Source organism: Acinetobacter sp. ANC_7503 (assembly GCF_056780035.1).
In genome coordinates this window covers 19,861-41,063 of the sequence record NZ_JBWYJA010000014.1, presented here as the reverse complement: position 1 = coordinate 41,063, position 21,203 = coordinate 19,861, and the positions used below count along the sequence as shown (strand labels likewise).

At 38.8% G+C, this 21,203-nt stretch carries 21 protein-coding genes; 14 read left to right on the top strand and 7 right to left on the bottom strand.

The window, feature by feature from the left end; all coding sequences use genetic code 11:
* Positions 1-5: 5 nt before the first annotated feature.
* From AC1M9M_RS13530 to AC1M9M_RS13515, 4 genes are all read left to right on the top strand, one after another.
* On the top strand, positions 6-2,000 hold the full coding sequence (locus AC1M9M_RS13530; RefSeq protein ID WP_481596588.1) for an acetyl/propionyl/methylcrotonyl-CoA carboxylase subunit alpha: 1,995 nt from the start codon (positions 6-8) through the stop codon (positions 1,998-2,000).
* The gene (locus tag AC1M9M_RS13525; protein WP_481596604.1) at positions 2,000-2,932 is read left to right on the top strand and encodes a hydroxymethylglutaryl-CoA lyase; all 933 of its coding nucleotides are present in this window, start codon (positions 2,000-2,002) and stop codon (positions 2,930-2,932) included. Before AC1M9M_RS13530 ends, AC1M9M_RS13525 begins: the two co-directional genes overlap by 1 nt.
* A 78-nt stretch (positions 2,933-3,010) precedes the next feature.
* Positions 3,011-3,715: a CoA transferase subunit A gene (locus AC1M9M_RS13520; protein ID WP_092768413.1), complete on the top strand. Its 705-nt coding sequence runs from the start codon at positions 3,011-3,013 to the stop codon at positions 3,713-3,715.
* A gap of 3 nt (positions 3,716-3,718) precedes the next feature.
* Positions 3,719-4,354 (top strand): CoA transferase subunit B, encoded by a 636-nt coding sequence (locus tag AC1M9M_RS13515; RefSeq protein ID WP_481596587.1) that lies wholly within the window; start codon positions 3,719-3,721, stop codon positions 4,352-4,354.
* A gap of 39 nt (positions 4,355-4,393) precedes the next feature.
* Here the strand turns inward: AC1M9M_RS13515 and AC1M9M_RS13510 are convergent, their stop codons facing one another.
* Positions 4,394-5,536 carry a phospholipase A gene (locus tag AC1M9M_RS13510; RefSeq protein WP_481596586.1) on the bottom strand — a complete coding sequence of 381 codons (1,143 nt, stop codon included), beginning with the start codon at positions 5,534-5,536 and terminating at the stop codon, positions 4,394-4,396.
* Positions 5,537-5,558: 22 nt separating this feature from the next.
* Complete coding sequence (locus tag AC1M9M_RS13505; RefSeq protein WP_481596585.1) at positions 5,559-8,498, bottom strand: insulinase family protein; 2,940 nt, start codon at positions 8,496-8,498, stop codon at positions 5,559-5,561.
* Between the two features lie 258 nt (positions 8,499-8,756).
* Here AC1M9M_RS13505 and AC1M9M_RS13500 point away from each other — a divergent pair, with 258 nt between their 5' ends.
* From AC1M9M_RS13500 to AC1M9M_RS13465, 8 genes are all read left to right on the top strand, one after another.
* A complete protein-coding gene (locus tag AC1M9M_RS13500; protein ID WP_481593950.1) occupies positions 8,757-9,761 on the top strand; it encodes an adenosine kinase in 1,005 nt (334 codons plus the stop codon).
* Positions 9,762-9,777: 16 nt separating this feature from the next.
* Entirely contained in the window at positions 9,778-10,086 is a 309-nt protein-coding gene (locus tag AC1M9M_RS13495) for a Rieske (2Fe-2S) protein (protein WP_171076765.1), read from the top strand.
* A gap of 17 nt (positions 10,087-10,103) precedes the next feature.
* Positions 10,104-10,718, top strand: a complete 615-nt coding sequence (locus AC1M9M_RS13490) for an OB-fold-containig protein (RefSeq protein ID WP_035266601.1) — start codon at positions 10,104-10,106, stop codon at positions 10,716-10,718.
* Positions 10,719-11,132: 414 nt separating this feature from the next.
* Positions 11,133-11,324, top strand: a complete 192-nt coding sequence (gene cydP / locus AC1M9M_RS13485; protein ID WP_481587955.1) for a cytochrome oxidase putative small subunit CydP — start codon at positions 11,133-11,135, stop codon at positions 11,322-11,324.
* Positions 11,324-12,904, top strand: a complete 1,581-nt coding sequence (locus AC1M9M_RS13480) for a cytochrome ubiquinol oxidase subunit I (RefSeq protein WP_481596584.1) — start codon at positions 11,324-11,326, stop codon at positions 12,902-12,904. Before cydP ends, AC1M9M_RS13480 begins: the two co-directional genes overlap by 1 nt.
* Position 12,905: 1 nt before the next feature.
* Positions 12,906-14,051: a cytochrome d ubiquinol oxidase subunit II gene (cydB, locus tag AC1M9M_RS13475; RefSeq protein ID WP_092768425.1), complete on the top strand. Its 1,146-nt coding sequence runs from the start codon at positions 12,906-12,908 to the stop codon at positions 14,049-14,051.
* Between the two features lie 26 nt (positions 14,052-14,077).
* On the top strand, positions 14,078-14,179 hold the full coding sequence (gene cydX / locus AC1M9M_RS13470) for a cytochrome bd-I oxidase subunit CydX (RefSeq protein WP_035266590.1): 102 nt from the start codon (positions 14,078-14,080) through the stop codon (positions 14,177-14,179).
* A gap of 1 nt (position 14,180) precedes the next feature.
* Positions 14,181-14,477, top strand: coding sequence for a cyd operon YbgE family protein (locus AC1M9M_RS13465; RefSeq protein ID WP_481589510.1), 297 nt, complete (start codon positions 14,181-14,183; stop codon positions 14,475-14,477).
* A gap of 59 nt (positions 14,478-14,536) precedes the next feature.
* On the opposite strand, the gene AC1M9M_RS13460 is transcribed toward AC1M9M_RS13465, so the two are convergent.
* From AC1M9M_RS13460 to ftsY, 3 genes are all read right to left on the bottom strand, one after another.
* Positions 14,537-15,178, bottom strand: coding sequence for a DUF2057 family protein (locus tag AC1M9M_RS13460; RefSeq protein WP_481596583.1), 642 nt, complete (start codon positions 15,176-15,178; stop codon positions 14,537-14,539).
* Between the two features lie 113 nt (positions 15,179-15,291).
* Entirely contained in the window at positions 15,292-15,885 is a 594-nt protein-coding gene (locus AC1M9M_RS13455; RefSeq protein ID WP_481596582.1) for a nitroreductase family protein, read from the bottom strand.
* A 237-nt stretch (positions 15,886-16,122) separates the two neighbouring features.
* Entirely contained in the window at positions 16,123-17,202 is a 1,080-nt protein-coding gene (ftsY, locus tag AC1M9M_RS13450) for a signal recognition particle-docking protein FtsY (protein WP_035266635.1), read from the bottom strand.
* Between the two features lie 252 nt (positions 17,203-17,454).
* Here ftsY and AC1M9M_RS13445 point away from each other — a divergent pair, with 252 nt between their 5' ends.
* Together AC1M9M_RS13445 and AC1M9M_RS13440 are read left to right on the top strand one after the other, a co-directional pair.
* Positions 17,455-18,762 carry a M16 family metallopeptidase gene (locus tag AC1M9M_RS13445; protein ID WP_481596603.1) on the top strand — a complete coding sequence of 436 codons (1,308 nt, stop codon included), beginning with the start codon at positions 17,455-17,457 and terminating at the stop codon, positions 18,760-18,762.
* A gap of 7 nt (positions 18,763-18,769) precedes the next feature.
* Positions 18,770-20,281, top strand: a complete 1,512-nt coding sequence (locus tag AC1M9M_RS13440) for a M16 family metallopeptidase (protein ID WP_481596581.1) — start codon at positions 18,770-18,772, stop codon at positions 20,279-20,281.
* Here the strand turns inward: AC1M9M_RS13440 and AC1M9M_RS13435 are convergent.
* The gene (locus tag AC1M9M_RS13435; protein ID WP_481593956.1) at positions 20,278-20,598 is read right to left on the bottom strand and encodes a hypothetical protein; all 321 of its coding nucleotides are present in this window, start codon (positions 20,596-20,598) and stop codon (positions 20,278-20,280) included. The genes AC1M9M_RS13440 and AC1M9M_RS13435 overlap by 4 nt on opposite strands.
* 106 nt (positions 20,599-20,704) lie before the next feature.
* Positions 20,705-21,064 carry a hypothetical protein gene (locus AC1M9M_RS13430; protein ID WP_481587962.1) on the bottom strand — a complete coding sequence of 120 codons (360 nt, stop codon included), beginning with the start codon at positions 21,062-21,064 and terminating at the stop codon, positions 20,705-20,707.
* Positions 21,065-21,203 lie beyond the last annotated feature (139 nt).

The following is a 21,203-nucleotide window of genomic DNA, read 5'->3' as shown; positions in this document are numbered from 1 at the left end:
TCAATATGTTTAAAAAAATTCTCATTGCAAACCGTGGCGAAATTGCATGTCGTGTGATTCGTAGTGCACAAAAATTAGGTATCGCAACCGTTGCAGTTTACTCAGATGCAGATACCCAAGCGCAGCATGTCAAATTAGCGGATGAAGCTATCTATATTGGTGAATCCCCTGCTGCACAAAGTTATTTACAAGCAGATCGTATTATTCAAGCTGCACTAAAAACTGGAGCGGAAGCCATCCATCCAGGTTATGGTTTCCTATCTGAAAATGATCAATTTGCGGAAGCCTGTGAAAAAAACAACATTACTTTTATAGGGCCTCCAGTGGCTGCCATCTTAGCCATGGGTTTAAAGGCAACGTCTAAAGCATTGATGGAAAAAGCAGGTGTACCACTCACACCTGGGTATCATGGCAGCAATCAAGATGCAGATTTTCTTAAACAACAAGCTGATCAGATTGGCTATCCTGTACTGATTAAAGCCAGTGCAGGTGGTGGTGGTAAAGGCATGCGCTTAGTTGAGCGTGCTGAAGATTTTCTTCCTGCACTCAACTCATGCAAAAGTGAAGCGAAATCAAGCTTTGGCAATGATGACGTTCTAATTGAACGTTATGTTGTCAATCCTCGTCATATTGAAGTGCAAGTTTTTGGTGACAAACATGGCAATTATGTTCACCTCTTTGAACGTGATTGCTCTGTGCAGCGCCGTCACCAAAAAGTCCTAGAGGAAGCCCCAGCCCCTAAAATGGCCGAAGTTAAACTCGAAGCGATGCGTGAAGCTGCGATTAATGCTGCCCGAGCAGTAGACTATGTCGGTGCTGGAACGGTTGAGTTCATTGTTGAGCAAGATGGTACAGCATACTTCATGGAAATGAACACTCGCCTTCAAGTTGAACACCCTGTGACGGAAATGATCACAGGACAAGATTTGGTTGAATGGCAATTACGTGTTGCTTATGGTGAACCTTTGCCAAAACAACAGTCTGAATTAAAAATTCATGGCCATGCACTTGAAGCTCGTGTTTATGCAGAAGAGCCAGAGAAAGGATTTCTCCCAGCAATTGGAAAAATTAATTATCTTCATTATCCGACTCAAAATGAATGTGTCCGTGTTGATAGTGGCATTGTGCAAGGTGATGAGATCACAACGTTCTATGATCCAATGATTGCTAAACTCATCGTATGGGGAGAAAATCGTGAAGCAGCACTCGTCCAAATGCATCATGCTTTGAGCCACTTTCATGTCGAAGGCTTAGGCAACAATATTGCATTTTTAGATCGCTTAGTGGCATGTGACTCTTTCAAAAATGCCAACCTAGATACTAATTTAATTCAGCGCGAAGATGAGTTCCTATTTAAAACCACTACTCCTTCTTCGTCTGAAACAATTGTCACAGCAGCATTTATTGAACTGCATTCTCAGTTAAATGAATCCAAGCGTACAAGCCATCCAGTTTGGAAAGCAAAACCCCTGTGGAGAAGTAATGTTGATGCGCGTACACCGATAAAACTTAAACATCTCGGACAAACGTATCAAGTCGAATTTATCTCAACTTCACAAGGGTTCGAAGCACAGCTTGATGGCGAAAGCTACGCTATCTCAGGTCAGTTGCTCAATGAAAATCTCATGGCGATCTATACCTCTTTCGGTCAAGAGAAAATCAGTTTTAAAAAAACCAATGATGCGGTCACCCTATTTAAAAATGGGCAGACTTTTAAATTTGAACTCATCAAACCTAATTTTAATACAAATGATCAATCTTCATCTGACTCAAATCTAAAAGCACCAATGCCGGGTGCAGTGACACAAGTATTTGTTTCAGCAAATCAACGTGTAAAAAAAGATGAAGTGTTATTAACGTTAGAGGCAATGAAAATGGAATACGCTATACGTGCACCATTTGATGGTGTCGTTGTCGCAGCTTATTTCCAACAAGGTGATCAAGTGAAAGCTGGTGATGAGCTGGTTGAGTTTCAAGCTGCTGAGGAGAATGCGGCATGATGAAAACAACCAATCAAACCACACCAAATCACGATAATTTTGTGAAAATCGTTGAAGTTGGACCTCGTGACGGTCTTCAGAATGAAAAAACACCCTTAACATTCGAAGACAGACGCAATCTTATTCTTGATTTGATGAAAACTGGTTTGAAGAATATCGAAGTCGGTTCTTGTGTATCTGCAAAGTGGGTACCTCAAATGGCAGAAAGTGATCAACTCTATGCTAGCCTACCACATGATGAAGATATCCAGTTCAGCTTACTGACACCAAACCTTAAGGGATTCGAGTCAGCTTTAGCTGTAGGCTGTAAAGAAGTTGCGGTTTTCACCGCTGCTTCTGAAAGCTTCACTCAAAAGAATATAAATTGTTCAATTGAGGAAAGTTTTGAGAAGTTTGCTGATGTATTACAGTTTGCTCAACAACATGATATTAAAGTACGCGGATACGTTTCATGTATCGTCGACTGCCCCTATGAAGGTCCAATTGATCCATATAAGGTTGCTGAAGTCAGTGCAAAGTTAATTGATCTAGGTTGCTATGAAGTATCCTTGGGTGAAACCATCGGCACAGCTACACCTGATCGTGTTTCCAAAGTTTGGAATGCATGTTTGGAACGAATTGAACCACAACTTTTAGCTGGTCATTTTCACAATACCTACGGCATGGCAATTGCCAATATCTATCAATCACTGACACAAGGCATCCGCATATTTGACTCATCGATTGCAGGACTTGGCGGTTGTCCTTATGCCAAAGGTGCTTCGGGTAATGTATCCACTGAAGACTTATTTTATCTCTTGTCCAATATGGGCTATGAAACTGGCATTAACCTAGATGCCCTGATGCTTGCGAGTCGTAACATTAGTCAAGTTTTGCAACGAAACAATCCATCTAACTATGCCAATGCGTATTGGCAAAAAAAATGTGCTTAGTACGTATCAGCATTATGAAATGATGAAGATCGGAAGCTGATTCAGGATGAACAAAATAAAAATACAATGAGGTGTTCAATGACGAACAAAGTGTATGAAAGTGCTGAAAGTGCACTGAACGATATCATTCAAGATGGTCAAACCTTAGCTGTTGGTGGTTTTGGCTTATGTGGTATTCCTGAGGCTTTGATTGCTGCCCTGAAACAAACAGGAGCTAAAGAGCTGACTTGTATTTCAAACAATGCAGGTGTAGATGGTTTTGGTTTGGGATTACTACTCGAAACAAAACAAATTAAAAAAATGATCTCGTCCTATGTCGGAGAAAATAAAGAATTTGAGCGACAATACTTAAATGGTGAACTTGAAGTCGAGCTAACCCCTCAAGGCACTTTGGCTGAAAAACTCCGTGCTGGTGGAGCTGGGATTCCTGCATTTTTTACCCAAACAGGCGTAGGTACGTTGATTGCAGAAGGTAAAGAAGTACGTGAGTTCAATGGTAAAGAATATATTTTAGAACCCTCTTTAACTGCAGATGTCGCTTTGGTCAAAGCGTATAAAGCAGATAAGGCAGGTAACCTAATCTTTAGGAAAACAGCTCAAAATTTTAATCCCGTTTGTGCGATGGCTGGGAAAATCACAGTCGCTGAAGTTGAGGAAATTGTAGAGATCGGTGAGCTCGATCCCGATTCGATACATTTGCCCGGCATTTATGTAAATCGTATCGTTCTTAACACTACACCAGAAAAAAGAATCGAACAAATGACCTTAAAGGCGGAGGCATAAGTTATGGTATGGACGCGTAATGAAATGGCACAACGAGCTGCCTTGGAACTCGAAGATGGATTTTATGTCAATTTAGGGATTGGATTGCCTACATTGGTTGCGAACTATATTCCTGAAAATATCAATGTTTGGCTCCAATCTGAAAATGGTTTGCTGGGAATTGGCGAATTTCCAACAAAAGAAACCGTAGATGCTGACCTGATTAATGCGGGTAAGCAAACTGTTACGGCGCGAGCAGGCGCTGCATTTTTTTCCAGTGCTGATTCATTTGCCATGATCCGTGGTGGGCACGTGAATATAGCTATACTTGGCGCTATGGAAGTCTCTGAGCAAGGTGATCTTGCGAATTGGATGATTCCAGGGAAAAAAGTCAAAGGTATGGGTGGAGCAATGGATTTGGTGGCTGGCGTACAAAAAGTCGTCGTGCTAATGGAACATTGTGCCAAAGATGGCACCCCAAAAATTGTTCCGCAATGTTCACTGCCCCTTACAGGTAAAGCAGTCGTTCATCGCGTGATTACAGATCTAGGGGTTTTGGATATCACGCCTCAAGGGGTAAAACTGATAGAACTGGCTCATGACGTCAACTTTGATGAGATACAGAAAGTGACTGGAGTTCCCCTAATTCAATCGCAATAAGATCGCTAAAAAAACCACGCCTAAGCGTGGTTTTTTTATTTAGAAAGCATTCATTAAAGAAACGCCAATACCCGCATAGGTAGCACGATGATTATAATCAATCAAACTCTCACCATACCCATCGAATAATTGAAAATGACCTCTAAGTTTGCCACTGATTGGAAATGCCCAATCAAATTGAACAGCTCCTCGAGAATCATCCCCACCCTTAAGTGAATGTCTTAACATCAAACTAAAATCATGATCATTCCAACGGTAAAAAGTCGTTAAATCACCACGACCAATATAGTTTTTAATGTCAGGATTGTTATCATCATTGAAATCTTCTTCGATTCGATACCAAGGTCGAATCATCATAGCGAAATTATCACGCTCAAATCCTAAGTTCAGCATCACACGGTTCCAACTACGTGATAAAGGATCCGAACGTCCATTTGATTGATGATTCAGCGTTAAACCGAGTAAGCGACCATTTAAACCTAAAAATTCATAGTTGGTTCTAAACACAATACTTGCTTCAGGTTCATAATTCGTTTCACGAAATGGTCGTGATTCTTCAGAGTTGTAAACCTGCCAACGAGAGGACTGGGTATAACCCAACCAAATATCGCCATTATTCCCGATTAAGTTTTCAACAGCTTTAGTTTTGAGTGAAATTTGAAACTTGGACTCTAAAGACTTTAAATTTTGATCATCTTCTACGGTATTTTGAGGATTTGGGCTCGATGGAAATTCGTTCTTATCAGACGTCCAAAATGCAGGAAGTAAATATACAGGTTGATGTGCGCGTATATTCCATGTACCTAATTTACTGTCTTCAGCCAATTCCCATCGTTTATCAAGCAACGATGAATTCGGTGTAATTACAGGACCTTCCACCGAAAACAAGTTTTCAACTTTTTGTTCGATTTTAGACTTTAAATCCTGTGGTTCAACCTGCGGTGCTGGTATTTCACGCGCAGCCTGACGCTCAGAAACATAAGCAGGTTGCTCAAGTTCAGGGGCTTTGAACAATGCATCATAACAGGCTAAACGCTCTGCATTTGAATCAAGTGCAACGCACGCTTGTGGTGACGCTGGATTCGCTGGTACCATATCTGTTGCCCAAACTGTCTGTATAGGCAAACACACAAACGACGACACACCCAACCATATTGGTGAACGTTTTATTCTATTTCGCATTGGCTAAGCCCCATTTTTAATTTTAATTCACTTGTTTTATTGAAAACCCAAGTTCTGCAAGTTGCTCTTTTTTAGCCATTGGTGCTACAACAGCCTTCGTTGGTTTTTGATTCACTAAATACGTTTCTGCTACACGCTTTAGATCATCTAACGTTACATTGAGCAAACGCTCTCGTAAAGTTTTTCTGAATTGAGGCGTGCGTCCATGCAATAATGCATAACATGCAGTAATTGCTTCACCTGCTGGAGAACCTGGCTTATCCATGCTCGATACAAGACCCAGAATCGCCTCTTCAAGTTGGTGTGGTTTTTGTTCAGTATTCAATAACCAATCAATACTTGCTTCAAAATCTTGGAAAGTTTCTGCTAAACGTGGATCACGATAACTATAGAATCTAAATGCACAAGCATTGCCATCATAGCTTGCACCACCACCATAAGCGCCTCCTTTTTCACGGATTGCACTGTGTAGGAAACCATTTCGTAGATAAGCCGCAAGCACCATTAACGGTGCTGCATCCGGATGAGAAACTTCAACTGCTGGATAAGCAGAAGCACAGAATTGGACATTGGATTGAATCAGCCATGCTTCGTCATTTTGCGTTTGTTCAAAATTAACTTCAGCAAGATGCACTGGCTCACGCTTCACTTCAAGTTTATCCCAAACATTTTGAATTTCTTCAATTAAACGTTCAGACTGTTGCTCTTCACAGACCAGTAGGAACTGTTTAGGCGCGAGTAACAACAAACGGTGAATATTTTGCAACTCTTGAATGAGGTTCGCATATGCTTGTTCATCTGTTTCAATGCTTTGAACAAGCTCGCTCAGCCAATTAAGCGCACCTAAGCCGGTATTATTATAATCACGTAATGCCAATGCACTCATATTACGAGAAGCAATCTGCATGGCATAGCTATGTCCAGAACCAGACAAACGGGATGCCCAACGCGTCTTACGCTGTTGTAAAAGTTCAATAATACGGTCCTTTTCATCAAAACGCAGTTTCTCAAATGCCAGTTTTAACAATTGAATCGTATCTAGTTTGTGGGCAAGGGATTTGGTTGTCAGCGTTAAAAATGCGCTAATTTTACCTTTATCATCAACTTTACTACGTAGAGATGCCCCCATACCAAGACCACCACTTACCGCTGTTTGTAATTGCTGTAATTCTAAATAATTATATTGACCTGCACCAACCTCCCCCATGAGCACGGAGAGTAAGTTAAAGTAAGGTGATTTCACGACTTGATCAGGAATTTGAATAATCACTTGTTGATAATAAATTCCGTTAGTACCAGCATGGTATAAGTTCAAGGGTGTATCTAAGTTATTAGAAATGATTTCTCTCAATTGACCTTGAACGACTGGAAGTTCGGCAGGAATATCTTCTAAACCAACTTTCGGCAATAAATCTAAGTTATCAGGAGTTGCCTGTCTTTCATTTAATGCCTCAGTCTGGCGTACAATTTCCGCTTTTTCATCATCTGTTAAGCGTGCGCCTATATCAGCTAAACGCTGTTTTTCTGCTTCAGCCTCTAATTTCGACTTATTCGCATCTGGTACAAGCGTCATCTGTACACGATGCGGATTATCAATCAAATGGGTCTTAATCAGATTAGGCAACCACATCGGGTCTTTCAACTGCTCTTTCACTTGCTCAATGGTCGAATCTACGTCCCAAACATGTATTGGATCATTATGATGAATTGCACTGCTTAAACCATTGAGGATGAGGCTTAGACCATAAGGCGTGCCATCTCCACCAATTTCTCGTTGGTGTAATTCAATTTGATGCAAAATCGCATCAACCAATGACTGATCTACAGGCTTCGAGGCAACCTCGTTCAGCACATTCAACACACCGTTTTTGAATGTTTCTGCATGTTCAGGATTTGAACCTTGAATACCGCAGTAGAAAGTCATTTCATAGTTAGAATCATCAAGACCTAAAATTGGTCCTGTAGATTGAGCATAACCACACGTTTCTAAATAGTGACGTAATGGTGAAGCAGAATCTTCCAATAAGATCCCTTCAGCCAAACGTAAGCCTAAACGAAGTTGAATATCACTAGATTCAGGAAGTAACCATGCCAGTACATGGTAGGTTTTATCTTTCAAATCTTCAGCATCTACCGCGTAAGTCTCTGTCACCTCAATAGGTGCTTCTAGACGCTGTTCTGGTGTCGAATATAAGGTTTGACCTTTCTTAAACTTAGATAACGCTAAAGTTTCAAACTGCTCTTGTAACTCATAGGCAGATTGATTACCAAAAGTCATGAAAATAGCGTTACTTGGATGATAATGTGACTTATAGAAACTGACTAACTCTTCGTAAGTTAAATCAGGAATATCCTTAGGATCACCACCTGAATTATAGTGGTAAGTCGTTTTAGGGAATAAATGATGAGCAAGTTGGTGATATAACTGATCTGAAGGTGAACTCATTGCACCTTTCATTTCATTAAAAACCACACCCTTGTAAACAGGCTCACCATTTTCCAACTCAATTCGGATACCTTCTTGAGCGAAATCCAAAGGGTTTAAATTGGCTGCAAATGCTGCATCCAAATAGACGGAAAGTAAGTTTTGGAAATCTTTTTTATTCTGTGTCGCAAATGGATAAGCTGTCCAATCGGCAGCTGTAAATGCGTTCATAAACGTATTTAGAGAACGACGGATCATTAAAAAGAATGGATCACGTACAGGAAATTTTTCAGAACCACATAATGCAGTATGCTCAAGAATGTGTGCTTCGCCTTTTGAATCCATCGGTTGTGTACGGAAAGCAACTAAAAAAACATTTTCATCATGTTCAGTTGCTAGATGAAAATGCACAGCGTCAGTTTCTTTATGACGGTATTCTGAAACTAATATATCGAGTGCGGCTACATGATGTTGACGTACCAACTGAAACGCGGGATGAACGGTGTTTTGAATGGTTTCAGTAACATCTACGGTCATGTGTGCTCCTTAATTTACATAAATTTTAACAAAGATCATTATACTGATAGTTCAATACAATTCATCATTTATACAACAAACTCCAACTATTTTCCGAGTAAAATAGTCAGATTAAAACTAAATCAATAAAACTATATCTGAATTAAATGATTCATTTCGATTAAATGTGGGTTAAAGCTTGAAAATCAAGCTATACGCTACTGAATTCAATCGCATTGGTGTAAAATCGTTTTCTTTTTTCGTGATGTGAATTTAGACATGGCTAAAGTTGACCTTTTTGCGATTGGCAATGCCCTCATTGACCAAGAATTCAAAGTATCTGATGAATTTCTTTTAGAGCAAAATTTGCAAAAAGGTACTATGCAGCTTACAGATGGGGAAACTCAAGCCCGTCTATTTCAAAACTTAAAAAATTCTCAAGAATATAAAGGTCAAGCCTCTGGGGGATCTGCAGCTAACTCAACAGTGGCTTTTAGTGCCTTAGGTGGTCAAGCGTTTTATGGATGCCGTGTCGGCAATGATGATCTTGGAGCGTTGTACTTAAAAGGTCTAAATGATGCAGGAATACAAACCTCTGAACGTTCGATCAGTGAAGGCGTAACTGGGACTTGCATGGTTTTGGTCAGTCCTGATTCAGAACGTACCATGCATACTTTCTTAGGTATTACAGCTGAACTCAGTAATGAACAAATTGATTTTGAAGCGCTAAAAACCGCTAAATGGTTATATATAGAGGGTTACCTTTCTACGAGTGATACAGCACGAGCTGCCGTAAAGCAAGCGCGTGCAATTGCGAAAGCAAATAATGTCAAAATTGCGTTAACGCTCTCTGATCCTGCTATGGTGCAGTATGCGCGTACAGGCTTGGACGAATTATTAGATGATGGTGTAGATGTTCTATTCTGTAATGAACAAGAAGCATTGATGTATACACAAACTGATGACTTACAAAATGCTCTTGCTGCACTTAAAAAATTAAGCTCTACCGTCATTATTACGCTTGGAGCAGACGGCGCTCTTGTAGCAACGGAATCAACTGAACTTCAAGTGAAAGGACGTAAAGTTGTTGCTTTAGACACGAACGGTGCTGGTGATGCTTTCTCTGGTGCATTTTTATATGCATTAAATGCTGGTAAAGATTTACAAACAGCGACTGAATTGGCTATTTTAATCTCAAGCCAAGTGGTTGCTCAATTTGGTCCACGTTTAGACGTAGCTGATTACGCTAAACTTCTTAAAGAATTTCAAATAGAAGTCGCATAAAATGAATAAAATTTGCATGACTGAAGACATTCCTGAAAGAGAATCTCGATCTTTTGAAACTGAAAATGGTGACAACATTTTCATTACGCAACGAGATGGTTGCTTCTATGCGTATCAAAATGTATGCCCACATTTGCAAGTTGAGCTCGAGTTTCTTGAAAATCAATTCTTAGATCGTGATCAAGAGTTCATTGAATGCTCTACTCATGGTGCTTTATTTGATGTAGAAACTGGTGTGTGCATTTCAGGCCCATGCCAAGGTGAATCTTTAGAAAAAGTCGAGATTAAAGTTCATTCTGATGGTGGAATTTACTTAGAATCTTAAGTCATGAGGTGAAGGACATGCTGGCATTTTTAATGGAAATTGATTTAATGCCATTTCATATGTGCGTGTTTGCATTGCTAATGCTCAGCATGGCTGAAACCTTAGGCTATTTTGTTGGCTTAAGACCTAGTCAATTTATAAAAAAATTAACACCTTATTGGCTTATTCGCCTTCCTTTGCTTCAAGTTAAATTTTCCAAAGTTCTCATTCTTGTTTTTTTTCTGATCAATTTTAGTTTTGCTGGATATTTTCTTCAGCTCATTGTATTTGCAAGCCAGAAAACCTTTCTAGCTTGGTACTATGTTTTATTACCCGCTTTAATTATCGCAATCTTCTTTACGGTATTTATGATTCATTGTTTGGATCAAGTAATCAAACCCAAATACAAATCAGAGCACTCAAATTTGCTTGGTCGACTAGCAACTGTTTCTAGTGGTAATGCACGACCTGGTTTCTCTGCTCAAGCACGCGTTCGCGATGAATTCGGTCAATTACATTATGTACAAGTTGAACCAGAGTTTGGGGAACTTGAATTTCAATCTCAAATCCTCCTGATCCGTGCAAAAAGATCTCATTTTATTGCTAAAAAAATTGCCAAAACAAATCAACTTTTCAATGTTGATCAGCATTAATGAGCTATTAACACCCCACTTCAATTATATGCATTTGATTTGAAAATAGTTCATTCAAGGTATTTGTGACGCCTATTAAATTTAAATCCAACCCACTCAACGATTATATAAAAATAAATAAAATCCTTATAACCAACCATTTTAATCAGATTTAAAACCAACTAATTTAATAAACTTCAAAACAGCAATCCTATTATTTTAGTTGGAATCAAAACATTAATACCAAGTATTTTAGTCTATTTTATTTTTTAATATAACCATTTTAGTCGGATTTAATATCATTAAAAATTAAAACAACAAGCTATTGTTTTTATTATATTTTTTATATTAAAAATATTTATGACTATAAAGTATTTATTTTAAACGAAAAAAAGATAATAATATTTAGAATAGATTTAAATAATGCATTTAAATATGATGATTAAACCTTCAAGTTTAAATAAAAATTTAATCAAAGAGATTACTTTGATTCTTATTATCAAAGTAATCATTCTTATCGTGATTAAAAATATCTGGTTTGATGCACCTACCATTCCCAAAAACTTTGACCATCAAGTCGCTGAACGAATTACGGGCAGCGAACTTAAAATGAAGGAGACACGTTGATGATTTCTGAAAGCGTGGTCGATCTATCGCGGTTTCAATTTGCAATGACCGCAATGTATCACTTTATATTTGTACCCCTCACTCTAGGTTTGGCATTTATCCTTGCCATCATGGAGACCACCTACGTCATTACAGGTAAAGAGATTTACCGAGACATGACCAAGTTTTGGGGTAAGTTATTCGGGATCAACTTTGCTTTAGGGGTAACCACTGGACTAACGATGGAATTCCAGTTTGGTACAAACTGGGCTTACTACTCACATTATGTAGGTGACATTTTCGGAGCGCCATTAGCAATCGAAGGATTAATGGCCTTCTTTTTAGAATCTACTTTTATTGGTTTATTCTTTTTCGGCTGGGAACGTCTTTCTAAAGTCCAACATTTATGTGTGACATGGTTAGTGGCTTTAGGCTCTAATATGTCAGCACTTTGGATCTTGGTTGCAAATGGTTGGATGCAAAACCCTGTCGGGGCCGCATTTAACTATGAAACCATGCGTATGGAACTGGTAGATTTTGCCGCACTAATATTTAACCCAGTGGCACAAGTTAAATTTGTCCATACTGTTTCTGCGGGTTATGTGACTGGTGCAATTTTTGTATTGGCAATTTCAAGTTATTACCTACTTAAAAAACGTGATTTGGCCTTTGCCCGTCGTTCATTTGCCATTGCTGCTATTTTCGGTCTTGCTTCGACATTATCCGTAATTTTACTGGGTGATGAATCAGGATATGAATTAGGTGATGTTCAGAAAACCAAACTCGCTGCAATTGAAGCAGAATGGGATACACATCCAGCACCAGCTGCATTCACATTATTTGGTATCCCCAATCCCGAGACGCAAACAACAGACTATGCTGTGAAAATTCCATATGTCATGGGTTTAATTGCGACTCGCTCTACAACTGAACAAGTCACAGGGATCAAAGATTTAATCGCACAACATGAGCAACGTATCCGTAATGGTATGGTCGCTTATGCACAGCTTGAACAACTTCGTGCTGGAGATCAATCACCAGAACTCAAAGCTGCATTTGACGAGACTCAAAAAGATTTGGGTTATGGTCTATTGTTGAAGAAATACACACCAACTGTGGTTGATGCTACTGAACAACAAATTAAATCTGCAGCTTTAGATACTATCCCTCATGTTCCAAGTTTATTTTGGGCATTTAGAGCGATGGTGGCGTCAGGTTTCTTAATGCTCTTGTTGTTCATTCTTGCAACGTATGCCGTCATGAAACGTAATGCTGAAAATAAAACTTGGTTGCTCAAGTTTGCACTGATCGCCCTTCCACTTCCATGGATTGCAGCTCAAACAGGTTGGTACGTTGCTGAAGTTGGTCGTCAACCATGGACTATTGGTGAAGTTTTACCAACACACCTATCTGCATCAAGTATTAGTTCAGCGGATGTATGGGGTTCAATTTTAGCACTCGCTGCTTTCTATACAGTGCTGCTCATCATAGAAATGTATTTAATGATCAAGTTCTCAAGACTAGGACCAAGCTCTTTACATACTGGAAAGTATCATTTCGAAAAACTAACAGCAGCCAATAAGTCAACTGAGGAGATTTAACATGATTGAATATGAACTTCTCAAAATCATTTGGTGGGTATTGGTCGGCGTCCTCCTTATTGGGTTTGCTTTGACTGATGGATTTGATATGGGCTCTATGGCACTGATGCCGTTCGTCGGTAAAGACGATGAAGAGCGTCGTGCTGCTATCAACACCATTGCACCACATTGGGATGGAAACCAAGTTTGGTTTATTACGGCGGGTGGTGCACTTTTCGCAGCTTGGCCAATGGTATATGCAACAGCTTTCTCGGGTATGTACTGGGCGCTGTTACTCGTATTATTTGCTTTATTCCTTAGACCTGTTGGTTTTGACTATCGCTCTAAGCTCGAAAATACTAAATGGCGTAATGCTTGGGATTGGGGCTTATGTATTGGCGGCGCAGTACCAGCACTCGTTTTTGGTGTTGCATTTGGCAATATGTTCCTTGGCATCCCCTTTACACTTGATGAAACTGTTCGTTCAACTTACACAGGAAGCTTCTTTGCACTTTTAAATCCATTTGCCTTGGTCTGTGGATTGGTCAGTTTGACGATGCTTGCTGCACATGGTGGTGCATGGTTAATGCTACGCACTGAAGGTGCATTAAGAACACGCTCTGCTCAAGCTACACGATATATGGGTATTCTTTTTCTCATCTGTTTTCTCGGTGCTGGTGCATGGTTGTATTTCGGCAATATCGAAGGCTACACGCTTGTAACACCTTATGATACGAATGGTGTAGCTAATCCACTTGCTAAAGAAGTACTCACTAATGCCAATCATGGCTGGATGAACAATTATTCTATTTATCCAATCACAATATTGGCACCGGTAATGGCGATTATCGGAGGAATAATTGTGGTTTTAGCATCGTCTAAAAATAAAGCGGGACTTAGTTTTCTGGGTACATCGTTCGCTGTGATTGGCACAATTCTCACTGCTGGTTTTGCCCTATTCCCATTCCTGATGCCATCTAGTATTCATCCAAACATTAGCTTGACGATGTGGGATGCAGTATCTAGCCAAATGACGCTTTCAGTAATGACTGTTGCTGCGTGTATTTTTGTTCCGCTGATCTTGGCATACACCACTTGGTGTTACTACAAAATGTGGGGTGTGATCACCAAGAAACATATTCAAGACCACACGCATAGTCTGTATTAAAACCGAATCACTGTTAGGAGATAATTATGTGGTACTTCGCATGGATACTAGGTGTGTTAATGGCATGTTTCGCGAGTGTACTTGCAGCCATTTACATGGAACAACATCAAGACTTAGATGGTGAATGAAATGAGTGAGCTTGCAATGTCAAATTCTGAAAAACGTAAATACTCATTCGCAATGATCATTTCATTTCTGATGGCATTGCCTCTCGCTACCATATTACTCATCCATCCAAGTCTGATGTTGGATGCAAGTGGTCATTACAGTCATCGTGCCATGATGCTGATTATGATTGGAATATCTGGTGGATTTATCCATGGCGTAGGGTTTATACCACGTTATTGGATATGGAAGTATTTATTTAGTCCATTTGTAGCATGGCCATTGATGATTTATGGTTACTATACTTGGCTGTTCACTTAATTTATAAAAAAGCCCTCTATGAGGGCTTTTTTATATCTGTTTATGAAATATTAAATGTTTTATTGCGTTGCAAGCCAAGTCATAAATTTTTGACGTTCCTGCTTTGAAGAATTTTTCCATACTTCAATCAACGTCTGACCATCGTGAGTATTTGAATTTGTATTTTTAATGTCAGCTTGTTCCACTGTTTGAGTATTTATTGATGGTGAACTTGACTTGGTCATTGGGCTAGCTTGTGGCTCATTATGCAATATCTGATTGATCGTACCGCCTAGCAAACTTTGCGAGGTCATTTGAACAATCAGATTATTTGAAATGAGTTGATTATTTTGATTATAAATTGCCAATTTAGGATTTTTGGCGAATGTTTTTGCTTGGTCCAAATCTCGTGGTGGATGAATTAAATCCAATTTGTATGACTTATTATCCTCTAGGGCTGGCAATTTCAAAGTAAGAATATCCGACTTTACGATCTCATGATTATTTAAAGGTAGTTCAAAGTATTGATTATATCGAACATTCACCAAAGGTTGATTCACATCAATTTGGTATTGTTTTTTTGATTTAAATAGTCCTGATTTAAACTCTTGATTATTCACTGAAATTACGACCAGTTCCTCTGGAACCACCAAGGTCGCCGCTGCAAAAATTTGACTGCTCAAACCCGTAAATATCAATGCAGACGTAATTTTTAATTTCATAAATAACTCAATATTAGATTGTTAGATATGACTACTATGCTACCAAGCGATGACAATTTAATGACAGAACTCGTCATAAAAAAAGGCACCGAAGTGCCTTTATATGATTTGGATTAATTAAAAGTTTTAAAACGAATTTTGTCATCAATAAACGTTTTATCTCCTGCAGGCGCTTCGATTGAACCGAGCACAAGCTGAGCACGAAGTTTCCAAGAAGCTGGAATTTCAAATGTTGAAGCCACTTCTTCATCCACAATTGGATTGTAATGTTGTAATGATGCTCCAATATTTTTTTCTGACAATGCAGTCCAAACCGCAAATTGAGCAATAGCTGTTGAATGTTCAGACCAAATTGGGAAATTCTCAGCATAAAGTGGGAATTGCTCTTGTAAACCTTTCACCGTATCTTGATCTTCATAAAACAATACAGTTGCATGACCCGCTTTAAAGCTATTGATCTTATTTTGAGTTCCCTCAAATGCTTCTGCAGGAACAATTTTACGTAACGTTTCTAAAACGATATTCCAAAATTTGTCATGTGACTCACCAAAAAGTGTTACAACACGTGATGTCTGTGAGTTAAATGACGATGGACTTTGACGTACCGCTTCTTTAATGGTTTCTTCAATCTGAGTATTGTCTAAAGAAACATTCTTACCAATTGCATAGATGGTACGGCGATTTTTAATTTGATTTAGAAAAGACATAACTTATTCCTTATTTTTAACATTCATTGTGTGCTAACGATGATGCTATCTTATTCATATTACGAAACCTTTTCAGCCTTATCTTTATAACAAAGTGTTCTATTTTTGGAACAAATTGCGTATTTAATGTATTGAGTCAAAAAATTCGGCTTTCTCAAATTTGAATAACTTTATGAATTTTAAGTATTTATAAAAAAAGCTCCGTATAAGGAGCTTTTTAAATTAACCCAAGAATAATTATTTTTCGTTATCGAATAATGCAGCGACAAATGATTTTGCTGAGAACGGTCTCAAATCATCAATCTTTTCACCTACACCAATAAATCGGATTGGCACATGTGTGCGGCTCGCAATGTTAAATAGCACACCGCCCTTTGCCGTACCATCCAATTTGGTAATAGTAAGACCCGTTAAACCTACAGCTTCATCAAACATTTCAACTTGGTTAATCGCGTTCTGCCCTGTGCCAGCATCCACAACAAGCATCACTTCGTGCGGTGCAGTCGCATCAATTTTCTGCATAACACGTTTTACTTTTTTGAGCTCTTCCATCAAGTGACCTTTGTTATGCAAACGCCCTGCGGTATCTGCAATCAATACATCGATCCCTTTCGCTCGTGCACTTTCAAAAGCATCAAAGATTACAGAAGCACTGTCTGCACCATGACCTTGTGCAACGACATGAATATCGTTACGTTCACCCCAAATTTGTAGCTGTTCAGTCGCCGCAGCACGGAAAGTATCGCCTGCCGCGAGCATGACTTTTTTACCTTCACCTTGCAATCGTTTTGCGAGTTTACCAATCGTGGTTGTCTTACCTACACCATTTACACCCACAACCAAAATCACATAGGGATTTTTATTCGGATCGATATGTAACGGTTTGACACGTGGTGCTAATAAAGCAACTAATTCTTCTTGAAGAGCTTTATAGAGAGAATGAGAGTAGATCAAATCGCCACGTGCAGTTCTTTCAGTCAAATTGGCAATAATTGTTTTCGTCGCCTCTACCCCAATATCTGCGACCAATAATTGCTCTTCAACTTCTTCGAGCAGCTCATCATCAATCTCTTTACCACCGACTAGAATATTCATCATTCCATCAGCTAAATTTTTACGAGATTTTGATAAGCCTTCTTTCATACGACTGAAGAAACCACCTTTCGGTTTTGTTTCTTCAACGGCCGGCACCGTTTCCAGCTTTTCTACTTCATTGTTTTCGATAATAGGCACATTAACGGCCGGGAGGCTCGGTAAGGTGACATCGTCATCACCAATATCCGCATCAATCAAGAATTTATTTTGCTGTTCTTGCATGCCGATTCCTTGAAAAGCATTGCGATTAAAAGAATGGAGTTTAGCATAGATTGCTTTAAATTCACGATCTGCAATTACTTTTAAAACAATCAACCAAATTGCAACAGTTCAATCTTGAATAAATATACGACATCATCAAGAATAATTTTAAAGTCATTATTCGGATTAATTGTGTCTCTCAGCCGGCTCAAATTCTCTCTGCACCTCATTTTCAAACAGACAATCATCATTGCTGCGATTACATCAGCACCGATGATGACATTTGCAAATCAGCAAACTGCTCAACTCTCTCGAAACACCGTCGAAACAACACTGGATAATGGTTTAAGAGTCATTATTAGAGAAGATCACCGCGCACCTGTAGTAATTAGTCAAATTTGGTATGCCGTCGGCAGTAGTGACGAGTCAGGGAATTTACTCGGCATCTCACACGTACTAGAACATATGATGTTCAAAGGCACTAAAAAAGTACCGAATGATGAATTTACACGCCTTAGTCGAATTTATGGTGGTAGTGTCAATGCATTCACATCCACAAATTACACCAATTACTATCAATTCTATCCTAAAAAATATCTTCCACTGGCATTAGAGTTAGAAGCAGATCGAATGCAAAATTTAGTTCTGCGCCAAGAAGATTTCGAACCCGAAATTAAAGTCGTAATGGCTGAACGACGGCAACGAACAGAGGACAATCCTCGCAACCTTGCTTTTGAAAGATTTAAATGGATTGCATACCCGACCAGTCACTATCGCCAACCAGTGATTGGCTTAATGAAAAATCTGAATAACATTCAATTGAATGATTTAAAACAATGGTACGAAACTTGGTACGCGCCGAATAATGCAACATTAGTCATTATTGGGGATGTAGATCCTGAACAAACCATTCGAGATGTCAAAAAATATTTTAATAAGATTCCAAAAAAATCAGTTCCTGAGCGAAATGATGTGCTTGAATTTTCAAGAATTGGATATCGCTTCATGCAGCAATATCAGGCTGTACATGTTCCCAACTTGTTTATGGCTTGGAATGTCAATTCCATTAAAACAGCAAAAAACCCTCAAGACGCCTACGCTTTAACCATTATTCAAAATCTATTGGACGGCGGAATTTCAGCACGTCTACAAGAGAGACTGATCCGAGATAAGCGAATTCTGACCTCAATTAATGTGAGTTATGATCCATATAATCGTGGGGATAGCCTTTTTTTAATCTCTGCCATACCTGCTGAGGGTATCAGTCTTGAGCAAGCGCAAAAACGCATACACCGGGAACTAGATTTATTCAAATCAGAATTGGTCAATGAAAAAGAACTCAATCGGGTCAAGGCGAATTTCATTTCAAATTTAGTGTTCAGCCAAGATGATATTATTGGGCAAGCTCGACTCATTGGTTTGCTCAGCATCAATGATCTAGACTATCGCATGATTGATCAACTCCCTGATTACTTCGATAAAGTCACACCGCATGATTTACAACGCATTGCCAATATTTATTTTAATCGTGACAATTTGAGCATTTTACATCTTTATCCTGAACACAAAAACAACAACTAGGCGTTTTATGAATTATTTGTCTTCTCTATTTTTAACGAGTGTATTGTGTGGCGCCATCTTGAGTTCAATGTCGCATGCTGAGGAACTTATAGAAGCTGAACCAATTGAACAAATCATCGAAGAAGATTCCAGTGGTCTAAGCTCAATCAAAAACTTGTTAAGCTTAAAAGAGATCAAAAAAAATTCGCACAATTATCAAGCGCCTTTTGTTCAAGAACTTAAAAACTCTTTAAATGTACGAACCTTATTTGTCGAAACGAATGATCTGCCAATGGTCGACATTCAAATTACATTTAATGCTGGATCTGCACGAGATGAAGTCATAGGTAAAGGACTTTACGGTATATCCAATATGACAGCTCGCCTTATGCTTGAAGGAACAGATCAGCTCAGTGCCAAACAGATTACCACCACATTTGAGGGATTAGGCGCCAAATATTCTTTCAATGCCTATCGCGATATGTTTGTTGTTCGACTAAGAGTGTTAAATGATCCTGAAAAATTTGACCCTGCATTGAACTTACTACTGCATTTAATCAAACATGCCACCTTCAAACAATCAGGCATTAATCTCGCGCTCAGTAATACTCAAATTGGGCAAAAACAACTTCAAGAGAATCCATCTAGACTAATGTCAATACAACTGTACCGTATGCTGTATGGAGATCATCCATATGCTCAACCAACAGCTGGGACAGTCGGTAGTTTAAAAAACATTACGCCTGAATTACTCAAAGAATTTAGAGATCGATTGCTTGTCGCTCAAAATTCCAATATAGCAATCACAGGACAACTCACTCAAGATCAAGCTCAACAGATCTCGGAACTGATCAGTATCAATTTACCGCAAGGGCAAAAGCAGCCCGACCTTCCAACTCCCGTCAGTGAATCAGGTTTTAAAATTTCAGTACTAAAACGCGAAAGCCTACAAGCACATGCATTATTGGGTCATTTATCTTTAGAACGAGCACATCCAGACCGTGCCGCTTTGGAAGTTGCCAACAGAATGTTTGGTGGTGGGAGTTTTAATTCAATCTTATCAAAAGAGTTACGAGTTAAACGAGGACTCACCTATAGCGCATCGAGTACGCTGACTACACCACAGGTACCTGGCGTTTTTAGTTTTGGATATGCGACACAACAAGACCAATTGCTCGAAAGCTTAAAGCTCGCACATCGAGTATTCATTGACTTCAAAAAACAGCCTATTACTGAATCTTTGCTTAAAGAAAATAAAGAAAGTATTCTTCGGTCTTTTCCAATGACCTTAAATAGCAATGCAAATATTAATGCCCAAATCGCATCAATTGGTTTTTATGGACTTAATTCCAATTATCTAAATGAGTATCAGGAGCAGATTCGAAAATTAACTCGCCAAGATATTCAAAATGCAATACAAAAACATTTACACCCCGATCAAATGACTGTTATTGCTGTCTCTGACCGTGTCACTGCCAAGGAGATCGAAGAAATACTGAATCAAAATCTTGGGCTCAATCTGAATAAGATTGAAAACTAATCCAACTTTTCAATCGCTGGATAAATTTTTATATGAGCATTCTCGATATGATAAGCATTCAGCAAACGATAAAATTCAATATTTTTAATCTTAGGTTTTGCAAGTAACAAATTTGCCATTTCATGCGTTCGCTCTAAACGATTTTGAGCCGCGAGCGCTTGAACTTGTTCAAAGTGGGCTGAATTAATTGGACGATTCAGTGCAATACTAGAGACAATAAGAATAAAAAGTACAATGCCTATGATGAAAGCATTTTGAATCTGCTCAATATTTAATTGTGAGAAAAGATCAGACGAAATTTTTTTTAAATGGAGCATGTACAACCTCGGATTAGCTTAAGTGTAATCCGAGATGCTTTAAAAATATAGTGTTAACGTTGATTTAAAGAAGAACCATTATGCAAAAAATGGCGCTTATTCACCTTTAAGAGACAACATTCTGTACAACACCAAAATATAAGATAGCAGCGATCACCGCGAGTACAATAAAAATAGTGAAAACACTCAAACCACCTTCAGCATCATCAGGGTGTTCTTCGTCAATGACGGCGATACGTTTTAGTTCGCCGTCATAGTAGCGATAAAATTCAGCTTTCGCTGCAGGATCAAGCGTCTGCGTGTAATCATGCACACGTTTACGCTGCTCTAAACAGTAGTGACCTAAATGGATTTCTTGATGAAAAATTGCTTCATCAAGTTGTTTTTTATGATGATGTGCAAGCGCAATAATATCGGATGGCTCTGGTGGATTGCCAAATGTGAAACCATCAATGGTATTAGTCATAAGTCATTCTCCTTTATAGTTATTTACAGTTTTATCATAAACCCAATATAAAATGATTAAAGTTTAATCATGTAAGTATTTTTTAAAAGATTTATCTTGAAAATTTATTTGACAATTAACGCAAATTGTAATATTAGTT

Bases quoted from the DNA above. Each gene is read 5' to 3' on its own strand.
- AC1M9M_RS13510 (WP_481596586.1), bottom strand. From the start codon at position 5,536: ATGCGAAATAGAATAAAACGTTCACCAATATGGTTGGGTGTGTCGTCG.
- AC1M9M_RS13455 (WP_481596582.1), bottom strand. From the start codon at position 15,885: ATGTCTTTTCTAAATCAAATTAAAAATCGCCGTACCATCTATGCAATT.
- AC1M9M_RS13505 (WP_481596585.1), bottom strand. From the start codon at position 8,498: ATGACCGTAGATGTTACTGAAACCATTCAAAACACCGTTCATCCCGCG.
- AC1M9M_RS13430 (WP_481587962.1), bottom strand. From the start codon at position 21,064: ATGACTAATACCATTGATGGTTTCACATTTGGCAATCCACCAGAGCCA.
- cydX (WP_035266590.1), top strand. From the start codon at position 14,078: ATGTGGTACTTCGCATGGATACTAGGTGTGTTAATGGCATGTTTCGCG.
- ftsY (WP_035266635.1), bottom strand. From the start codon at position 17,202: ATGCAAGAACAGCAAAATAAATTCTTGATTGATGCGGATATTGGTGAT.
- cydP (WP_481587955.1), top strand. From the start codon at position 11,133: ATGATGATTAAACCTTCAAGTTTAAATAAAAATTTAATCAAAGAGATT.
- AC1M9M_RS13480 (WP_481596584.1), top strand. From the start codon at position 11,324: ATGATTTCTGAAAGCGTGGTCGATCTATCGCGGTTTCAATTTGCAATG.
- cydB (WP_092768425.1), top strand. From the start codon at position 12,906: ATGATTGAATATGAACTTCTCAAAATCATTTGGTGGGTATTGGTCGGC.
- AC1M9M_RS13515 (WP_481596587.1), top strand. From the start codon at position 3,719: ATGGTATGGACGCGTAATGAAATGGCACAACGAGCTGCCTTGGAACTC.
- AC1M9M_RS13495 (WP_171076765.1), top strand. From the start codon at position 9,778: ATGACTGAAGACATTCCTGAAAGAGAATCTCGATCTTTTGAAACTGAA.
- AC1M9M_RS13500 (WP_481593950.1), top strand. From the start codon at position 8,757: ATGGCTAAAGTTGACCTTTTTGCGATTGGCAATGCCCTCATTGACCAA.
- AC1M9M_RS13460 (WP_481596583.1), bottom strand. From the start codon at position 15,178: ATGAAATTAAAAATTACGTCTGCATTGATATTTACGGGTTTGAGCAGT.
- AC1M9M_RS13490 (WP_035266601.1), top strand. From the start codon at position 10,104: ATGCTGGCATTTTTAATGGAAATTGATTTAATGCCATTTCATATGTGC.
- AC1M9M_RS13520 (WP_092768413.1), top strand. From the start codon at position 3,011: ATGACGAACAAAGTGTATGAAAGTGCTGAAAGTGCACTGAACGATATC.
- AC1M9M_RS13445 (WP_481596603.1), top strand. From the start codon at position 17,455: ATGATGACATTTGCAAATCAGCAAACTGCTCAACTCTCTCGAAACACC.
- AC1M9M_RS13525 (WP_481596604.1), top strand. From the start codon at position 2,000: ATGAAAACAACCAATCAAACCACACCAAATCACGATAATTTTGTGAAA.
- AC1M9M_RS13530 (WP_481596588.1), top strand. From the start codon at position 6: ATGTTTAAAAAAATTCTCATTGCAAACCGTGGCGAAATTGCATGTCGT.
- AC1M9M_RS13465 (WP_481589510.1), top strand. From the start codon at position 14,181: ATGAGTGAGCTTGCAATGTCAAATTCTGAAAAACGTAAATACTCATTC.
- AC1M9M_RS13435 (WP_481593956.1), bottom strand. From the start codon at position 20,598: ATGCTCCATTTAAAAAAAATTTCGTCTGATCTTTTCTCACAATTAAAT.
- AC1M9M_RS13440 (WP_481596581.1), top strand. From the start codon at position 18,770: ATGAATTATTTGTCTTCTCTATTTTTAACGAGTGTATTGTGTGGCGCC.